General features: G+C 57.1%; 18 protein-coding genes and 1 tRNA gene. 6 read left to right on the top strand and 13 right to left on the bottom strand.

The genetic code is table 11. The features are described from left to right. The first annotated feature begins 117 nt into the window (after window positions 1-117). Window positions 118-822, top strand: a complete 705-nt coding sequence (locus ACTQY5_RS08315; RefSeq protein ID WP_288310549.1) for a metallophosphoesterase — start codon at window positions 118-120, stop codon at window positions 820-822. Between the two features lie 15 nt (window positions 823-837). Beyond that, on the top strand, window positions 838-1614 hold the full coding sequence (gene lgt, locus ACTQY5_RS08310) for a prolipoprotein diacylglyceryl transferase (RefSeq protein ID WP_288310550.1): 777 nt from the start codon (window positions 838-840) through the stop codon (window positions 1612-1614). A gap of 84 nt (window positions 1615-1698) precedes the next feature. On the opposite strand, the gene ACTQY5_RS08305 is transcribed toward lgt, so the two are convergent. From ACTQY5_RS08305 to ACTQY5_RS08295, 3 genes are read right to left on the bottom strand one after another with little or no spacing between them, the layout of a single operon-like run. Then, window positions 1699-3993 (bottom strand): hydratase, encoded by a 2295-nt coding sequence (locus ACTQY5_RS08305; protein ID WP_441369064.1) that lies wholly within the window; start codon window positions 3991-3993, stop codon window positions 1699-1701. A 21-nt stretch (window positions 3994-4014) separates the two neighbouring features. Next, the gene (locus ACTQY5_RS08300) at window positions 4015-5280 is read right to left on the bottom strand and encodes an SLC13 family permease (protein ID WP_022487761.1); all 1266 of its coding nucleotides are present in this window, start codon (window positions 5278-5280) and stop codon (window positions 4015-4017) included. Between the two features lie 24 nt (window positions 5281-5304). After that, the gene (locus ACTQY5_RS08295) at window positions 5305-6447 is read right to left on the bottom strand and encodes a 2-methylaconitate cis-trans isomerase PrpF family protein (RefSeq protein ID WP_022487760.1); all 1143 of its coding nucleotides are present in this window, start codon (window positions 6445-6447) and stop codon (window positions 5305-5307) included. 334 nt (window positions 6448-6781) lie between these two features. Between ACTQY5_RS08295 and ACTQY5_RS08290 the strand changes: the two genes are divergently transcribed. Further along, window positions 6782-7690: a LysR family transcriptional regulator gene (locus tag ACTQY5_RS08290; protein WP_022487759.1), complete on the top strand. Its 909-nt coding sequence runs from the start codon at window positions 6782-6784 to the stop codon at window positions 7688-7690. Window positions 7691-7781: 91 nt separating this feature from the next. On the opposite strand, the gene ACTQY5_RS08285 is transcribed toward ACTQY5_RS08290, so the two are convergent. From ACTQY5_RS08285 to ACTQY5_RS08245, 9 genes are all read right to left on the bottom strand, one after another. Beyond that, window positions 7782-8558 carry an ADP-ribosylglycohydrolase family protein gene (locus ACTQY5_RS08285; RefSeq protein WP_022487758.1) on the bottom strand — a complete coding sequence of 259 codons (777 nt, stop codon included), beginning with the start codon at window positions 8556-8558 and terminating at the stop codon, window positions 7782-7784. A gap of 10 nt (window positions 8559-8568) precedes the next feature. Then, complete coding sequence (locus tag ACTQY5_RS08280; RefSeq protein ID WP_022487757.1) at window positions 8569-9321, bottom strand: exodeoxyribonuclease III; 753 nt, start codon at window positions 9319-9321, stop codon at window positions 8569-8571. 304 nt (window positions 9322-9625) lie between these two features. After that, window positions 9626-10342, bottom strand: a complete 717-nt coding sequence (locus tag ACTQY5_RS08275; RefSeq protein WP_022487756.1) for a hypothetical protein — start codon at window positions 10340-10342, stop codon at window positions 9626-9628. Next, window positions 10335-11081 (bottom strand): DNA repair protein RecO, encoded by a 747-nt coding sequence (gene recO / locus ACTQY5_RS08270; protein ID WP_022487755.1) that lies wholly within the window; start codon window positions 11079-11081, stop codon window positions 10335-10337. The genes ACTQY5_RS08275 and recO overlap by 8 nt, the downstream gene beginning before the upstream one ends. After that, entirely contained in the window at window positions 11071-11913 is an 843-nt protein-coding gene (locus ACTQY5_RS08265; protein ID WP_022487754.1) for a hemolysin family protein, read from the bottom strand. Before ACTQY5_RS08265 ends, recO begins: the two co-directional genes overlap by 11 nt. A gap of 154 nt (window positions 11914-12067) precedes the next feature. Beyond that, window positions 12068-12994: a GTPase Era gene (gene era, locus ACTQY5_RS08260; RefSeq protein WP_022487753.1), complete on the bottom strand. Its 927-nt coding sequence runs from the start codon at window positions 12992-12994 to the stop codon at window positions 12068-12070. Between the two features lie 16 nt (window positions 12995-13010). Further along, entirely contained in the window at window positions 13011-13397 is a 387-nt protein-coding gene (locus ACTQY5_RS08255; RefSeq protein WP_022487752.1) for a cytidine deaminase, read from the bottom strand. Beyond that, on the bottom strand, window positions 13387-13869 hold the full coding sequence (gene ybeY / locus ACTQY5_RS08250) for an rRNA maturation RNase YbeY (RefSeq protein WP_022487751.1): 483 nt from the start codon (window positions 13867-13869) through the stop codon (window positions 13387-13389). The genes ACTQY5_RS08255 and ybeY overlap by 11 nt, the downstream gene beginning before the upstream one ends. Beyond that, window positions 13866-14879, bottom strand: a complete 1014-nt coding sequence (locus tag ACTQY5_RS08245; protein ID WP_022487750.1) for a PhoH family protein — start codon at window positions 14877-14879, stop codon at window positions 13866-13868. Before ACTQY5_RS08245 ends, ybeY begins: the two co-directional genes overlap by 4 nt. A 131-nt stretch (window positions 14880-15010) precedes the next feature. On the opposite strand from ACTQY5_RS08245, the gene ACTQY5_RS08240 reads away from it, so the two are divergent. Further along, window positions 15011-15087 (top strand) — tRNA-Val (locus tag ACTQY5_RS08240). A 412-nt stretch (window positions 15088-15499) separates the two neighbouring features. Here ACTQY5_RS08240 and ACTQY5_RS08235 read toward each other — a convergent pair. Continuing rightward, window positions 15500-16360 carry a fumarylacetoacetate hydrolase family protein gene (locus ACTQY5_RS08235; protein WP_288310564.1) on the bottom strand — a complete coding sequence of 287 codons (861 nt, stop codon included), beginning with the start codon at window positions 16358-16360 and terminating at the stop codon, window positions 15500-15502. Between the two features lie 159 nt (window positions 16361-16519). Between ACTQY5_RS08235 and ACTQY5_RS08230 the strand changes: the two genes are divergently transcribed. Next, window positions 16520-16705, top strand: coding sequence for a hypothetical protein (locus ACTQY5_RS08230; protein WP_022487748.1), 186 nt, complete (start codon window positions 16520-16522; stop codon window positions 16703-16705). 286 nt (window positions 16706-16991) lie between these two features. Further along, a complete protein-coding gene (locus ACTQY5_RS08225) occupies window positions 16992-18665 on the top strand; it encodes a carbon starvation CstA family protein (RefSeq protein ID WP_279127327.1) in 1674 nt (557 codons plus the stop codon). Window positions 18666-18726: the final 61 nt, after the last annotated feature.

Below are 18726 nucleotides of genomic sequence, written 5' to 3'. Positions count from 1 at the left end.
CTTGCATAAGTTCTCTGGATTCAGTAACATATGAGTATTACAGTGGTTTTTGTCTGTGCAATAGATTCATTATATATTTCGTATCACATAAAGTCAACGCAGGAAGGAGTGGGAACAATGGCAATTTATGCCATGGGGGATCTGCATTTTTCCGGAGAACCCCCCACAAAGCCCATGGAGGTTTTTGGAGCCCAGTGGCTGGGCCATCGAAAAAAAGTCATCACATACTGGAAGGAAACGGTAAAGGACGGAGACACAGTGCTCCTGGTGGGAGACACCTCCTGGTCCATGGATCTGGAAGACGCGGTGGCAAAGGATCTGGGACCTTTGGCGGCCCTCCCCGGGGATCTGGTGATCCTCAAGGGGAACCATGACTACTGGTGGAATTCCTTAAAGAAACTCCAGGCGGCTCTGCCCCCCAAAGTCCATTTTCTCCACAATACCTTCTACCAGACAGGGGATGTGGCCCTGTGCGGCACAAGGGGCTGGAACCTGCCCAGCATGCCCGGGTTCGGAGAACACGACCAGCTGGTCTACGACCGGGAATGCCAGCGGTTGGAACGGAGCCTGGCCGGAGCCCGGGAGGCCGGGGCGAAGCACCTGATCGCCGCCCTCCACTACCCTCCCCTGTACAACCCGGAAGAAGTCACCGGCTTTACGGAACTGTGCAAAAAGTACCAGGTGGAACAGTGCATCTACGGCCATGTCCACGGGGATGCGGCCCATTTCCTGAACCTGTTCCAGGGAGAACGGGACGGCACCCGGTACCGGCTGGTGGCGGCGGATTATGTGGATTTCCATCTGGTGAAGATTTGCGATTGAAGAAAGGGACCCATCGTGCATCAATATCTGTTTTTTGTAGGCGGCTTCCCGGTGCGCATGTACGGGATCATGCTGTGCATCGCCATTTTCATGGCCACCGCCGTGGCTTATTTCCTGGCCTGGCGGGACGGCCGGGGCTGGGAGAAGTACCTGCCGGACATCGGCATCTACGGAGGCTTCTGCGGGCTCATCGGAGCCCGGCTCTGGGATGTGTTTTTCTTTGACTGGGGGTATTACAGTGCCCATCTCCTGGAAATCCCCTTTGTGTGGCAGGGAGGCATGGCCATCCAGGGGGGCATCCTGGGAGGGGTGCTGGGCGGTGCCCTGTACTGCTGGCGGCACAACGTCAACTGGATCGACATGCTGGATGTGATCTGCCCGGCTCTGTTCATCGGTCAGAGCATCGGCCGGATGGCCAACCTGCTGAACGGGGATGCCTTCGGGGCTCCCACGGGAGGAGATTTCGGCATCCTGTATCCGGCAGGGACCCTGGCCCGGGCCACCTACGGAGCGGTTCCCCTGTGGCCGGCAGAAGTGTGGGAAGGCCAGATCGATGTGATCCTTTTTGCTCTGCTGCTGCTGTTCCAGACCACCAGACCCAAAAAAGGACAGCCCTGCTGCCTTTATGTAATGCTCTACAGCCTGCTCCGGTTCTTCCTGGAATTTCTCCGGGGAGATTACGTGGAACCCATGCTGTGGGGCCTCAAAAGCGCCCAAGTCACCGCCCTGGTGTCCTTCGGCGTTGCTCTGGTGCTGTTTGTATGGGCGGGGATGAGAAAACCGGCTGCCTGAGGCAGCCGGTTTTTGTCAACGGCCGCTGACCGTTGGCAGCTGACAGCGATAGGGTGTTGCACGCAACGTGCAACACCCCCTTTTTTATTTCTTCCGATTGTAATTGATCAGGCACCCGGCCTTGATGATTTCTTTTTCTTCCTGGGTCAGGGGTTTGATGAACAGGGTCAGTTCCACCGGTTCTCCCTCTTTCAGCACCCAGGCCCGGATCTGGTCCAGACTGCCGTCCAGGGCTTCCCGGATTCCCGGCACGAAGATCCAGTCTCCCACTTCAAATCCTTCCGGTTCTCCTTTCAGGTGGAAGGGCAGCATCCCCCAGTTGATCACATTGCTCCGGTACCGTTTGGTGGCGTAGTCCTGGGTGATGTTGGCCAGGCCCCCGATCACCCGCTGGCAGCTGGCTGCCTGTTCCCGGGCAGACCCGTCACCGGGCCGGGTGGCGTACACCAGGGACCCGATTTCCGTATTGGACAGGGCAGCCCCTTCTCCTCCCGGGATCCCCTGGATCCGGCGGAACAGAGTCCCCAGTTCCGGTTTCTCCAGCAGCAGGTCTTTGCCGGCTTCCCGGGCCAGTTCCAGTTCCTTCACCGCCTTGGTCCGTGCCACATAGCCCGGATCCCGGCGGCTCAGGGTGAATTCCGCCAGGCCCAGAGGGTTGGACCGGTAGGAGGAAGTTTCTCCGGAGGGGATCAGTTCATCGGTGGTGGTCACCGGGTCCAGGATCTTGGAGCACACCTGGAGCAGTACATTTTCTCCCAGTTCCGGCATTTCCGGCCAATCCTTGATGTTGGGACCGTAGAACAGTTTCTGTTCCGGTTCCGGTTTGCCAAAGCCGTTGTACACCCGGGCCTTGTAGGCGCTGTCGTCGAAATGGTATTCCGGTACGCTGCCGAACACATCCCCGTAGGCTTCCGCGGAAGTCAGGATGCCGTTATTGGCTGCGGTAGCCGCAATACTCCGGGCGTCCATCAAGGCCACCGCCGCCATCTGTCCCTGGCCCGGTTTGGATCCTTCCCGGTTGGGGAAGTTCCGGGTATTGTGCCGGATGGACAGGCCGTTGTTGTTGGGGGTATCCCCTGCCCCGAAGCAGGGTCCGCAGAAGGCGGTCTTTACCACGGCTCCGGCAGCCATCAGATCTCCCAGCAGGCCCTTTTTCATCAGATCCATGTACACCGGCAGAGAAGACGGATACACATTCAGGGCAAATTCCCCGCTGCCCATGGACCGGCCCCGGAGGAGAGCGGCGGCTTCCGCCACGTTGGAGTAATTCCCGCCGGAACAGCCTCCGATGACCCCCTGCTGGACCTGGAGCTTCCCGTCCCGGATCTTGTCCGTAAGGGTATAGGGAGCCCGTCCCTGGGACACTTCTTCCGCTTTCTTTTCCGTTTCCCGGAGGATGTCTTCCAGGTTGGCGTTCAGTTCGTCGATGGTGTAGGCGTTGGAAGGATGGAAAGGCAGGGCGATCATGGGCTTCACCTGGGACAGGTCCACCTGGATGCAGCCGTCATAATAGGCCACTTCTCCCGGATTCAGTTCCTTGTAATCGGCCTCCCGGTGATGTTCCTTCAGGAAGGCCCGGGTATCTTCGTCAGTCCGCCAGATGGACGACAGGCAGGTGGTTTCCGTAGTCATTACGTCCACCGCATTCCGGTAGTCCGTGGACATGGAGGAAACCCCGGGTCCCACGAATTCCATCACTTTGTTCTTCACGTAGCCGTTCTTGAACACCGCCCGGCACAGGGCCAGGGCAATGTCCTGAGGTCCCACCCAGGGCTGGGGCCGGCCGGTAAGATACACGGCCACCACTTCCGGGTAATCCGTGTCCCAGGTGTCTCCCAGGATCTGTTTGTCCAGTTCCCCGCCCCCTTCGCCTACGGCCAGGGTCCCCAGGGCCCCGTACCGGGTATGGGAGTCGGAACCCAGGATCATCTTCCCGCAGCCGGCGTGCATTTCCCGCATGTACTGGTGGATCACGGCCACATGGGGCGGTACGAAGATGCCCCCGTATTTCTGGGCGGCGGTGAGGCCGAAGAGATGGTCGTCCTCGTTGATGGTGCCTCCCACGGCGCACAGGGAATTGTGGCAGCAGGTGAGCACATAGGGCATGGGGAAATGGTCCATGCCGGAAGCCCGGGCGGTCTGGATGATCCCCACATAGGTCAGGTCGTGGGAAGTGAGGGCGTCATAGCGGATCTTCAGATGATCCGGGGAACCGCTGGTGTTGTGGTCCTGGAGGATGCCCCAGGCAATGGTCCCCTTCCGGCCTTCTTCCCTTTCCAGTTTCCGGCCCAGTTTCTGTTCTCCCAGGGCCTTGTTCTCTTCCGGGATCAGTTCCCGGCCGTTCAGCAGATATGCACCGTTTTTCGTCAGTTCAATCATTTCATTCACCTCATGGATAGATTACAGGAACAGGCCGCCCAGGAAGAATACATGGAGGGCTGCCATGATCACATTGATGCCCACATTGGCCACACTGAGCAGGAACAGGGTCTTGAACATTTTGTTCATCTCGTAGGTGGTGGTTTCCTTGGCTGCGGAATAGGAGGACATGATGATGGCCCCGCCGGTGGACAGAGGGCTGATGGCCGCCGCAAAGGAGGTAGCGGTAATGGCGGAGATCAGTTCCACGTAGCTGACGCTGCCTCCGAAGGTACCGGTGATCTGGTGAGCGATAGGATACAGAGCCGGCATGACCACACCGGTGGTGGAGCTGACCCAGGACAGGATCCCGGAAGTCGCGGCCATAATGGGCACGGCGGTGGAAGCGGTCATAAAGGAAGCCAGGAAGTCGGACACCAGTTTGATGCCTCCCAGTTTGGTGATCACGCTGACCAGCATCCCCACTCCGCAGATCAGCATCAGGGTGCCCCAGGGAATCTGGCGGATGGCCTGTTTTTCGTCAGCGCATTTCAGGAGAATCAGCACGGCAGCCGCCACAAAGGCGAACAGCCCCGTATCCATCTTGAAGCCGATGCAGAAGATGACCATGACGGCAATGGCGCCCATGGTGATTTTCTGTTCCCGGTTGAAAGCGGGAATGTCGGACAGTTTCAGCGGGTTGTCCCCGTTCACCTTGTACCCTTTGTACAGCAGGTAGACAACCACCGTGAACACAAAGCCGGAAAGCAGAGTGGTCAGGAACAGGTGGAGGCCGAAGCCGTCGATGCCATAAGGTTCCGACAGGTTCCGGGCCAGGATCCCGGTAAGGGACAGAGGAGAAGCGCAGCCGGCGTTGGCCCCCAGTTTGGCGTACAGAGCCGTGGCCATAGGGTTGATCTTCAGCTCAAAGGCCAGGTACACGGCGAAGGTGGTCATCAGGATCCCTGCGGCAATGTGGCCAGGTCCGATGGCAGAGATGAAGGCGCTGAGCACAAACATCAGGATGGGAATCAGGTAGGTCCGTTTCCCCACCAGGGCCACCACTTTTTTGGAAAACAGATCCAGGGTGCCGTTGGCGGAAGCCATGCCGAACAGGAAGGTGACCCCTACCAGGGTTACGAACATGGAACTGGAGAACCCGCTGACAATGGCCTTGGCCGAAAGGTTCCCCGCCATACCCAGCAGGAAGGCGGCCCCCACAGAGAAGAAACCGATGTTGATTTTTTTGATGAACCCTACGGCGACCACCAGGGCCAGCACCAGCAGGGAAATTACACTGAAGTCCATATCCATTCTCCTTTTTCTTCTGTATCAGACCCGTACCCGGGCCAGGCCTTCCAACAGCAGGTTGGCTGTCCGGTACCCGAAGGTATCCAGGATTTCCGGCACCGTTCCATTTTCCTTCCATTCCACTCCGCAGGGCAGGATCCCTCCCGGATGACCGATCCGGATGTTCTGGAGATCCCCTTCCGGACGGAACACCTGCCGGACCAGGGTGCCGGGGACCGCTGCAGCGGCCGCGGTGCACATGGCTCCCGTCATGGCGTAACTGGGATGAGCCTTCTGCATGGACATCATCCGGGCCACCAGGTCCACCTGGTCAGCTTCTATGGTTTCCCCTGCTGAAGTGGTGTAGGAGGCAGGAGGAGCCACCAGGGTCATCTTGGGCAGTCCCGGAGTCACCCAGGCCGCTTCTTCCGGTTTCTCACAAAGTCCCAGCTTCACCGCTGCCAGGCCCCGGATGGTTTCCAGCAGCCGGAGCAGTTCCGGATCTCCGTTGATGGCATCCGGCAGTTCCGTTCCCGTAAGACCCAGGTCAGCGGCCCAGACAAATACCAGAGGGTTGGCCGCATCCACCAGGGATACTTCCACCGGACCCTTCCCCGGCACTTCCAGCACATCCACCGGATTCCCGGTGGGCAGCAGCCCTTTCCCCAGGGTCCCCGCCGGTTCCACGAACCGGAGTTTCAACGGAGACGCCGTCCCCGGCACCCCGGCGATCCGGAATTCTCCCTCATACTGGACCTGCCCGTCACGGGTGGGGACTTCTTCCTGGATCACCTTGCCGGTGTTGGTGTTGTAGATCCGCACCAGGGTAGTGCCTTCCAGAGCCGGCACCAGTTTCTTTTCAATGGCGAAAGGCCCGACCCCGGAAGAAATGTTGCCGCAGTTGCCTCCGTAGCTGACCACAGCCTTGTCCACGGAAACCTGGGCGAAGGTGTAATCCACATCCGCGTCAGGCCGGTCCGATTTCCGGAGGATGGCCACTTTGCTGGTCACCGACTGGCTGCCTCCCAGTCCGTCGATCTGTTTCTTGTCCGGGCTTCCCATGAGCCGCAGCAGCAGGGCATCCCACTGTTTCCGATTGGCCGGAAGATCCTTTTCCAGCAGATAGATCCCTTTGCTGGTGCCTCCCCGCAGTATCGTTACCGGCAGTTTGTATGCTTTCTCCATGTTTCTGTACCTCCCTGGATTCCTGAACTCCGTTCTTTCGTTGACTCTATGGTACCAGAATTTTCAGAATGGGTTAAATTCATCTTTTATCAGTTCATCATGAATTTAATTCATACTTTTAGGCCCAAATTTACGAAGAAAAGCTTTTTTCTGAACAGTACTTTTTATAAAATCAGTTATTTTGTCACTTTTTATCCGCTTGAAGGGTTCTGTACAGAAAGAAAAGAGAATTTTTGTATTTTCAGTACAATAAAAACAATTCATGTTTTCTATATTAGCTATGGTTTTCAGGAATGATCCAGGGTATAATCGAAGAAAAAACAAGGAGGATGCCATGGATTTCAAAGAACTGAACTATGTGCTGGCCATTGCCCGGCACCAGAACATCACCAAGGCAGCAGAAGCCCTCCATCTCACCCAGCCCACCCTGTCCAAATTCCTGAAGGCCCTGGAAACAGAACTCCACCAGCCTCTGTTCCAGCGTCTGGGGAACCGGTACCAGCCCACCTACGCCGGGGAGCGGTACCTCCAGCGAGCCCGGGAGATCCTGGAGGCCAAACGGGCCCTGGACCAGGAAATGGGGGATATTATCAAGAACAACGAAGGGTATCTGAAAATCGGATTTCCCACCATGCGGGGCACCTATATGCTGCCCATCACCCTGCCCCTGTTCCATGAAAAATACCCCAATGTACGGATTGACGTCCACGAGGCCAATTCGGACCATCTGGTCCGGCTGCTCCTGGACGGGGACATCGACCTGGCCTTTTTCAACTATCTGGACCCGGAGCCCGGGCTGGCCACTACGGTGATCAGCCGGGAGGAAGTGGTGCTGGTGATGCACAAAGACAGTGAATTCACCCGATACGGACGGAAGAAGAAGGACTGCCGGTATCCCCATATGGACCTGCGGCTCCTGAAGGACCAGGGGTTCATCGTCCAGAACCCCAGTCAGCGGACCCGGCAGGTGGTGGACCGGCTGTTCCGGCAGCAGCACCTGGAGCCCCGGATCATCCTGGAAACCAAGAATATCCAGGCAGAAGCGGAACTGGCGGCCCGGGGCTACGGGTTCACCTTCATCACCGAGACCCATCTGAAGTACATCCCGGACCGGAGCCAGCTGGCCCTGTTTTCCGTAGGCAGTCCCAACACTACGGTTACCTTCGTGGCCGCCTACCGGAAAAACGGCTACCTCCCCTTCCACGCCCAGGAATATATCAAGATCGTGAAGGAGTTTACGTAAAAAAAGGATGCTGCACGCGCAAAAAACACACGTGCAGCATCCTCTTTTTGTCAACGGTCAACGAAGGGGTGCTGCGTGCAGCACCCCTTTTTCACTTCACCATCTCCCGCATCTCCGGCAGATAAAACTTCCTTCCCTCTGCCAGGATCAGTTCCGGGATCCCGAAGAAAGGTTCGGCGATGCTGCCGGCCATGGCGGCCAGGGTATCCGTATCCCCGCCCAGGGACACGGCGTTCCGGAGGGCGTCTTCAAAATCTTCCGCCTCCAGGAAACTTTCCAGGGCCTGGGGCACGGAGCCCTCACAGGTGGCATCCCCCTGATAGCTGTCCCGGATCTCCTCCAGCCGGAAATCCAGGGGATAGTACTGGCGCAAATAGGTGCGGATCTGGTCCTTGTTCTTGTGCTGCCGGGCCAGGAACACCGCCCCGGCCACAGCCCGGGCCGCCCGGTAGGAATCCGGATGGTTGTGGGTCACCTGGCAGGACAATACTGCCAGATGCTGGGCCTCTTCCAGGGTGGAAGCAAACCACCCTGCCGGGGATACCCGCATGGCCGCTCCGTTGCCGAAGCTGCCATAGGGCCCCAGAGACGGATCACGGAGCCACAGCCGGAATTTGCCCCCGAACCCGGCATTGGGATACTTCTGCCCCAGGTTCCGCATTTCCCGGGCCAGAAGGGGCAGCACTGTATCCGCCTCCAGCAGTTTCCCGGCCTGTTGGGCCTCCCCAAAGGCCCTTGCCACCGCCAGGGTCATAAGGGAATCGTCCGTTGCCCGGCAGCCGGGACCGAACAGGGGAAATTTCTTCCCTTTGTGCCCGGACCATTCATAAACCGATCCCACAATATCTCCGATAAATGCCCCTTCCATCCTGTACCTCCTATTTCCACTCCAATTCCACCGGGCAGTGGTCGCTGCCCATGACTTCATTGTGGATGATCACGTCCTGGATCCGGTCTTTCCCGTTCTGGGACACCAGGAAGTAGTCAATCCGCCACCCGGCGTTCCGTTCCCGGGCCTTGAACATATAGGACCACCAGGTGTAGGCACCGGTCTTGTCCGGATACAGGCTCCGGAAAGCATCCACGAACCCGTGATCCAGGAACTGCTGGAACTTGGCCCGTTCCTCGTCCGAGAACCCTGCGTTCTTGTGGTTGCTGTCCGGATTCTTCAGATCGATGGGCTGGGCGGCTACGTTCATGTCCCCGCAGACAATCACCGGCTTCTGTTCTGCCAGTCTGGCGCAGTAGTCCTGGAACACGTCCTCCCAGTCCATCCGGTAGTCCAGCCGGGTAAGCCCCCGCTGGGAATTGGGGGTGTACACGTTCACCAGGATGAAATCCGGGTATTCGGCGGTGATCACCCGGCCTTCCTGGTCGTGTTCCGCCAGGCCCAGGCCGTAGGTCACTTTCAACGGTTCCGTCTTGGAAAAAATAGCGGTGCCGGAATAGCCCTTTTTCACCGCGCTGTTCCAGTATTCATGGTAGCCGGGGAACTGGAAATCCGCCTGTTCCCGCTGCATCTTGGTTTCCTGGACGCAGACAATGTCCCCGTCCGCCTCTTTCATAAAATCAGCAAAGCCTTTGTTCATACAGGCCCGAAGGCCATTTACATTCCAGGTGATCAGTTTCATGGGTATACCTCGTTTGTCGTTTATCGTGAATCGTTGGTCAAAGGATACGGCGCCGAACAAATGGCGGCGCCTAACCCACCACCATTGCGCAGGCGCAACGGTCCCCCGCCCTTGAAAAGGGCGGATATACTGCACGCCGGGCTGCGCCCTTGTGCATAAAGCAATGGGCCGCAGGCCCGAGCCCCTATCCGCCCTTTTCAAGGGCGGGGGACCAGCCGCAAGGCTGGTGGTGGGTTAGCAGCCCCCGGCTGCGTTTCCATTCATCACCATCTGCCCCGGGCAGATGGTCTCCATGGGCTGCGGACTAGAGACCAGTGACTGTTTGCCTCTCCCCCAGCTCCGGAAAAATCCAGTTCAGGACCCCCAGCCAGACTGCCCACAGAACCGGATACACCGGCTCCGGGAGGATGAATACGAAGGATGTGAGAAAGCTCCAGAAGGCCGCCGTAATGAGCAGCAGACCTCCGTTGAACAGCAGCCGGTGCTGGTAATGGGCACCGCAGCGGCAGTATTCCAGCCCCAGGGCCAGGTAGAACAGCTGCTGGAGGAAGGCCGCCCCCAGGGCTCCCTTGTCCGTGTCCCACACGGCCCACAGGGCCCCCAGTGTCATGAGCACCGGCCACAGGGTCCACAGGGCGCCCCGGGGCTGACGTATTTTCCGCCAGCCGAAGAAATGCCACACACTGTACCAGGTACAGGGCACTGTCACCAAAAACCACAGTTCCAGCAGGGGATATTCCACCCGCAGCGGCCAGGCCGCCGGAAACAGGTACAAAGTCCCCAGCACCAGAGCCACTGTGGCCAGATGCCAGGCTTTTTCCCGCTTCTTCAGCCGTTCGATCACCGGCAGGGCCAGCCACACCCCGGACCCCACCCAGAACAGCAGCACCAGTTTCAGAGGAAAATACCAGTCCAGTGCCGGAGTGGCAAAGGTGGTCAGGGTGTTGAACAGCAGCACCACCCAGAAAATCAGGTCCTTCCGCTGCCGGAGGATCAGTTTGCTCAGCTGCACCTTATCCATGGCTGGTTTTCTCCATTTTGGCCAGGAATTCCAGGCTCCGGAGGGGCCGGTCCGTCTGGTACAGGATGAACTGGTGGAGGATCTTCTCCATGGCCATCAGTTCCCGGCCCCTGACGGTGAAATCCGGGGGAGACTGGAGATCCAAATGGAGCAGCCGGTCCATCAGGTCCCGGGTGGCTACCGTAAAGGGCAGTTCATCCCCCATGGCACAGTTTTTGCACAAAAAGCCCCCCTGGACCAGGCTGAAATATCCGTCTTCCGTCACCGGTTCCCCGCAGCTGGTGCACTGGTCCAGGATGGGATTCAGCCCGCACAGGGCCAGCAGCTTCAGCAGGGTGCTGTCGGTGACCAGCCGCCGGTTCCGTTTCCCCAAAAGACGGAAGGCTTCCAGCAGCAGCAGGAACACTTCTTCCTGGGGTTCCTCATCCCCCAGGAGATGTTCTGCCGCTTCCCCGATAATGGCTCCGTAGGCCAGGTTCTCCCAGTCCATGGCAAGGGGCATCTCCAGGCTTTCACAGCTCCGGAGAGAAGCCACCTTCCTCCCTGGGGAAAGGCTCAGCCGGAGATGGGCAAAAGGCTGGACCAGGCGGCCGCTCTGGCTCCGGGGATAGGCCGCTCCATAGGCCACAAAGGGGATTTTGCCGTGTTCACGACAAAAGCAGACTGCGTATTTATCCGCAGTCTGCCAGTTTTTTACTCGGAGGATCACTGCTTCGTCTTGAAACACTTCACTGCTCATGGACAGCCGCTTCCTTCTTGTCTTTTTTCAAAGGGATCACCCGGACCCGGAGCACCCGGAACCCAGTGGAATCCAGCACTTCGAACTTGTAGCCGTTTTCCTCCACACTGTCGCCCACCACCGGCTGCCGGCCGATGAGGCCGAACACATAACCTCCGATGGTGTCCTCTTCCGGATCATCGAACTGGATCCCCATGATTTCCGATACTTCATCCAGGAGCACCAGTCCGTCGAACACATAAGACCCGTCGGGCATCTTGTTGATTTCCGGCATATCCGTATCATGCTCGTCCTGGATATCCCCTACGATTTCTTCCAGCAGGTCTTCCATGGTCACCAGCCCTGCGGTGCCCCCATATTCATCGGCTACCGCCGCCATCTGCACATGCTTGTGCTGCATCAGCTGGAGGATCTTGGCAATGGACATGCTTTCCGGCACCACATCGATTTCCCGCATAATGGACCGGAGGTCGAAGCCCGGCTGCCGGTAGTCCGCATTCATGAATTCCCGGATGTGGACCATCCCCAGGATATGGTCCCGGTCCTCTTCACAGAGAGGGTACCGGGTGTGGCCGGATTCCCGGATCACCTTCATGTTTTCCTCGATGGGGTCGTCCACGAACAGGCACACCATGTCCTGCCGGGGCACCATCACTTCCCGGGCCACCCGGTCTGCAAAATCGAATACATTGTCAATGAGCCGGCTTTCCACCGGGTCGATGCTGCCGCCTTTTTCACTGGCACTGACCATTTTCCGGATGTCATCCTCCGAATGGCTGGCCCCTTTCTGGGCCGGTTCCACCCCCATGAAATGGTACAGGGCAGCGCCCACATGCCAGAACAGATAAGCAAATGGATATAAGATTGGTTTCAGTATGCGCCCAAGCGCAGGTCCCGCGTCTATAGGACATCTCTCCTTTGATCATTTTGCCGGTTTTTCCGGCGGGGTATATCGCTCAAATTATACACTTTTTCCCGGCGTCCGGTCAATATTGGGGACGGTCTCCGGCCAGCCCCAGCCGTTTCAGGTCCCCTTCCTTTTCCCGCCATTTGGGACGGACCTTCACCCACAGTTCCAGGTACACCCGGTTCCCCAGGAAAGCTTCCATATCCTCCCGGGACCGCTGGCTGATTTCCTTCAGCATCTTCCCCTTGGCCCCGATCAGGATGGCCTTTTGGGAATCCCGTTCCACATAAATGTCTCCCCGAACATACACCATGCCGTTGGGCCGGGTCTTCATTTCCTGTACCTGGACCGCCACCGCATGGGGCACTTCGTCCCGGGTCAGCTGGAGGATCTTCTCCCGGATGATTTCCGCCGCCATCACCCGTTCCGGCTGGTCCGTATACATGTCTTCCGGATAGAAATCAGGCCCCACTGGCAGGCAGCTCTGGATTTCCTGGAGCAGAGGCGAAAAGTCCTCATCTTCCAGAGCGGACAGGGTCAATACGCTGCGGAAGGGATATTCCTTCCGGAATTTGTCGATCATGGGCAGGAGCACCGCTTTGTCCGCAAGCCGGTCGATTTTGTTCAGCACCAGGATCACCGGCGCTTTGCAGTCTTCCCGCAGCCGTTCCAGGATCACCTGTTCTCCCTTCCCCCGTTTTTCCGAGGCATCCACCACAAAAAGCACCACATCCACTTCTTTGATGGCATTGAGGGCCGCCTGGACCATGTGTTCTCCCAGTTTGTCCTGGGGTTTGTGGAGGCCGGGGGTATCCAGGAACACCATCTGGGCTTCCGCCGTGCTCAGGATGCTCAGGATCCGGTTCCGGGTGGTCTGGGGCCGGTCGGAGATAATGGCCACCTTTTCCCCCACCAGATGGTTCACCAGGGTGGATTTTCCTGCATTGGGGCGTCCCACCACGGCTACAAAACCGGAGCGATGCTGTTGGGTATTCTGTTCTTCCATATAAGTCCTTTCTGTATTACAAACTGAAATCATAGGGCAGCAGGTCCGCCACCGTGGCGGTCTTTACCTGTCCCTTCACATTGGTCAGATAGATCCGGGGGATGCGGAATTCCGCCATCACCTGCCGGCAGGCCCCGCAGGGGGACACCGGTTCCGGAGTATCGGCAGTGACGCACAGGGCGGCAAACTCCCTGACCCCTTCCTTCACGGCGGCAAAGATGGCACACCGTTCCGCGCAGAGGCTCAGGCCATAGGAAGCGTTTTCCACATTGCAGCCGGTGAAGATCCGGCCGTCCGCTGCCCGGACCGCTGCTCCCACCGCAAAATGGGAATAGGGGCTGTAGGAATTTTTCCGCACGGCACAGGCCGCTTCAAACAGCTCCCGGTCCAGTTCAGCCTCCATAGTTTTCCTCCGCCAGGTCCAGTTCCCGGAGGATTTCCTCCTCCCGGGCCCTCATCACCCGTTTGTCCGCCTCTTCCATATGGTCATAGCCCAAAAGGTGGAGCATGCCATGGACCGCCAGGTAGGTCATTTCCCGGGTGAGCCCATGGCCAAATTCCTCTCCCTGCTCCACGGCCCGGGGAGCGGAGATGATTACGTCCCCCAGCAGGTGTTCCGCTTCCCCGTCGTCCACTTCCGGTTCCTCGTCCCCTTCGTCCAGGGCAAAGCTCAGCACGTCCGTAGGACGGTCGATGCCCCGGTACTCCCGGTTCAGGGTATGGATCTCTTCATTGTCCACAATGGTAATGTCCACTTCCGTATTGTCCGTCAGTTCCTCTTTCCGGGCCACAATGTCCATGGCCTTTTTCAGGGTCTCTTCCAGTTCTTCCGGAATGGCAATCTCCGTCTGGTTGTTTTCCAGGGTAACGATCATTTTCCTTCTCCTTTATTCCTGTCAGCACCGGGCTGCCGGTGTTCCTTCCGGGCCCGGTCGTATTTTTCATAAGCCCGGATGATGGCCCCCACGATTTCGTGCCGGACCACATCCTGTTCAGAAAAATGGATGATGCCGATCCCCGGCACGTCCTGGAGCACCTGGGCCGCATTCACCAGTCCGGAAGGCCGTCCTCCCGGCAGGTCCACCTGGGTGGCATCCCCGGTGACCACCAGCTTGGAGCCGAAGCCGAACCGGGTAAGGGCCATCCGCATCTGTTCCTGGGTGGTGTTCTGGGCCTCGTCCAGGATGATGAAAGCATCATTTAGGGTACGGCCCCGCATGTAGGCCAGAGGGGCCACTTCGATGATCCCCCGCTGGAGGTTCTTCTGGAAGGCCTCCATCCCCAGCATTTCGTACAGAGCATCATACAGAGGCCGCAGATAGGGATCCACCTTTTCCTGGAGATCCCCGGGCAAAAAGCCCAGCTTTTCCCCGGCTTCCACCGCGGGACGGGTGAGGATGATCCGTTCCACTTCCTTGTTTTTCAGGGCCTTCACCGCCATGGCCACCGCCAGGTAGGTCTTCCCGGTACCGGCGGGCCCGATGGCAATGGTAATGTCGTTCTGGGCAATGGTCTTCAAATACCGCATCTGGCCCAGGGTCTTGGCCTTTACCTGCCGTCCCCGGACAGTGGTGAGCACCGTATCGGTGAACAGCTTGTGGAGCTGTTCCTCCTGGCCTTCCCGGACCAGTTTCAGGCTGTATTTCACATCATGCTGGGTAATGGGCAGCCCCTGGCGGTACAGGTACAGCAACTCCCGGATCAGCCGGTCCGCCAGCTCCACATCCTGTTCCGCTCCCTGGGCGATCAGTTCGTTTCCCCGGGGGATCAGCCGGCAGCCCAGGCTCTCCTGCATCTGCTTCAGGTATTCATCTGTTTCTCCCAGTACCGCCACCATTTCCCGGGCGTCCTGGAATTCAAACCGTTTTTCCGTCACTTCCGACAAACTCCATTCCTCCTGCTTGTTACGAGTTGATTGACTGTTCCTTTCATTATATCGTTTCCGGAAGAAAAAAGAAACAGGAAACCCACTTGACAAAGAACCCCATTATCGTTTAGAATAAGTTTGTTGCTTATGGAACTATAGCTCAGATGGTTAGAGTATCACGTTGACATCGTGGGGGTCACTGGTTCGAGTCCAGTTAGTTCCACCAGATAAAAAGCAGAGGCTGCCGGAAGGCAGCCTTTTTTGTTGTATGGGTTCAGCGTTGGTTGTTTTGGAAGAAACCCGCAGCCGGCGGGTTTCTTTGAGGAAAGACGCAGCCGTTGGCTGCTAACCCACCACCAGCCTTACGGCTGGTCCCCCGCCCTTGAAAAGGGACGGATATATGCTCGGGCTGGAGCCCATTGCTTTTTAGGGGTACCAGGGCGCAAGCCCCCGTACCCATTATCCGCCCTTTGCAAGGGCGGGGGACCGTTGCGCTTGCGCAATGGTGGTGGGTTAGCCGCGTCAGCGGCGTCTCCATTCCCAGCCAAACGCCGCCGCGTTTGGCGTCCTTTGGCATGAGACTCCCGGCTTGAGACAGAAAAAGGGGCTGCTGCGCATGCAACAGCCCCTTTTCTTATTTATTTCACCCTATTCCGCAGGGTCCCGATTCCTTCGATGGAACATTCCACCACGTCCCCGCTTTTCAGGAACCGGGGCGGGTTCATGCCGATGCCGGTGCCGGCGGGAGTACCGGTGGCAATGATGGTCCCGGCCCGGAGGGTCATCCCTTTGCTCAGTTCGCTGATGATGTAAGGGATCCCGTGAACCAGCAGTTTCGTGTTGCTGTCCTGGCGCAGTTCCCCGTTCACCTTGCAGGTGAGATGGAGCGCCGGCGGAAAATCAAATTCATCCGCCGTAACGATGCAGGGCCCCATGGGGGCAAAGGTGTCCAGGCTCTTCCCGAAATACCACTGTTTATGGGCCACCTGCACGTCCCGGGCGGTTACATCGTTAATGATGGTATAGCCGAACACATAGTCCCCGGCATCTTTTTCCGCCACATCCCGGGCTTCCTTCCCGATGATCACCGCCAATTCGCATTCATAGTCCAGTTCCTTCACCACATTGAAATGGCCGTCGATGGTCCCGTCCGGATCCACCGCCCGGTCCACCCGTTTGGAGAAGTACACAGGTACCTGCCGCTGGACGATTTTTTCCGGTACATATTCATCAGGCAGTTCGTCGTCGTGGGATTTGTAGTTGATGCCCAGACAGATAATGTCATTCCGGGGATGGGTAATGGGAGCCAGGAGCTTGACCTGGTCAATGGGAACCGCACCCATGTCCACCCGGGCAATAGCCAGCAGTTCTTCAAAATCCGCCTGCTGGATCAGTTCATACATATTGTTGTACTTGTTGGCCGGGATCACAAATTTTCCATCCTCGGAAATGATCCCCACCTGTACATCGCTGTCGTATTCGAAGGTAACGATTTTCATGACTCTCCACTCCCCTAACCGATTCCACGGTACAGTGTTTTCATTTCTCTGTATTCATTGTACAATGTTTGTGCTAAAATTACCAGTATATGATACAAAACTTCCTAACTGTAAACCTTACTGTTATAGAAGGATCTGTTTTTCCCAAAGGAGGATGCCATGTTTGCCGGATATCAGCTGGATGACGGCCACGGAGACTACAACCGCAGCTACGAACAGAACTGGGATATCGATTACGCCGACTATTCCACCGACCACAGAGAGAACAACTACAGGAACTATGAATGGAAAGTTCCCAAAAGCAAAAAGGAACGGATCAAAAGTATATTGAATCATTACGAATGACAAAGGGGGCGCTGCACACAACGTGCAGCGCCCCCCTTTGTCTTCCTTCCGCGCACAAGAAATTGTTTCTAAATGGCGAAAATTCTTCTGCAGTGGACAAATTCTCTGTTAATTCCCATAGTTGTTTTTATCTCGATAACACTTTGAAAAAATATTGTATGAGGTATACAAAAACTGTTGACATTTGTATCCGGTAGTGATAAATTACGTACCATAAACAAGCATCCGATTTGATCACGGCACTTGCATTCCCGAGTGTCGGATTTTTTTCGAAGGAGTGATGATGATGAACGGATTAACGCTTGTGTGTCTTGCTATCGTAATCTTTATCTGCGCGTACATGTTTTATGGCCGCTGGCTGGTAAAGACCTGGGGAATCGAACCGGATGCGAAAACTCCTGCCTACCGTTTCCGGGATGACAAGGACTTTGCCCCTGCTTCCCGCTTCACGGTATTTGCCCATCAGTTTTCTTCCATTACCGGTGCCGGCCCTGTAACCGGTCCGATTATCGCCGCCATGTTTGGTTGGGTTCCTGCTTTCTTATGGATTTTGGTAGGCGGCGTATTCTTCGGTGCTGTACAGGATTTCACCGCCCTCTATGCTTCCGTGAAGAACGACGGCAAAGGCATGGGTGCCCTGATTGAAAAATACGTGGGCCATACCGGCTGCAAAATGTTCCTGATGTTCGGCTGGCTGTTCTCCCTCTTGGTAATCGCCGCCTTCTCCGACATTATGGCCAGCACCTTCAACGGCTTCTCCAAAACCGGCGAAATGATGGGGCCCAACGCCTCCGCCGCTTCCATTTCCATGATCTACATCGTGGTTGCCATGATCTTCGGTGTGGTGACCCGCCGGTTCAACATCCACGGTTCCAAAGAACTGATCCTGGGAATCCTGTGCATGATCGCCATGGTGAGCCTGGGCATTGCCCATCCCATCTATGCTTCCCGTACCACCTGGCTGTATGTGACCTATGCTTACTGCTTCGCTGCTTCCATCATGCCCATGTGGCTGCTGATCCAGCCTCGTGACTATCTGTCCGTATTCCTGCTGCTGGGTATGATCCTGGCCGGTGTGGTTGGGATCATTGTTGGGAATCCTTCCATTAATATGCCTGCCTTCACTTCCTTTGATGTAGCCGGCAAGCCTCTGTTCCCCATCCTGTTTGTAACCATCGCCTGCGGGGCTGTATCCGGGTTCCATTCCCTGGTTTCTTCCGGTACTTCCTCCAAGACCATTTCCAATGAAAAAGATATGCTGCCCGTTGGGTACGGTTCCATGCTGATTGAATCCACCCTGGGTGTGGTTTCCCTGGTTATCGCCTGCTCCGTGGCTGTAAACGGCCAGCTGCCCAAAGCCACTCCGTTTGCTATCTTCGGTGGTGCCATCGGCAACTACTTCACCATGTTCGGTATTCCCAAATATTACAGCACCTGCATCGTGACCATGTGCGTATCCGCTCTGGCCATGACCACCATCGATGCGGTAACCCGTATCGGCCGGATGATGCTCCAGGAAATCCTGGCTCCGGAAGAAGGCAAGGAACAGGGTTCCGTGGCCAAGTTCCTGAGCAACACGTATGTGGCCACCATCGTGACCCTGATCCCCAGCTACCTGCTGTGCCTGGGCGGTTACATGAACATCTGGCCGCTGTTCGGTGCTGCCAACCAGCTGCTCAGTGCCCTGTGCCTGGTTGCCCTGGCCGTATTCCTGAAAGTGACCGGCCGTAAGAGCTGGATGCTCTACATCCCCATGACCTTCATGTTCCTGGTGACCATGAGCGCCCTGTGCCTGTCCATCTACGGCATCTACAAGAAAGCCATGGCTGGTGTGTTCTTCCCCATGGTGGAAGGTCTCCAGCTGGTAGTAGCCCTGTGCCTGATGTTCCTGGCCATCAACGTGGTCCGGAGCTGCACCAAGGAACTGTTCACCGGCAAAGTAGAAGTTGCCGACAAATAAAAAAAAAGACTGCCTTCGGGCAGTCTTTTTTTCATCACTCCAGCAAGAAGGGGGCTGTTGC

The organism is Acidaminococcus sp. HCP3S3_H5 (genome assembly GCF_052122235.1).
Classification (GTDB): domain Bacteria; phylum Bacillota; class Negativicutes; order Acidaminococcales; family Acidaminococcaceae; genus Acidaminococcus.
The sequence above is the reverse complement of the archived record's forward strand: the minus strand, read 5'-3'. Positions and strand labels throughout refer to the sequence as shown.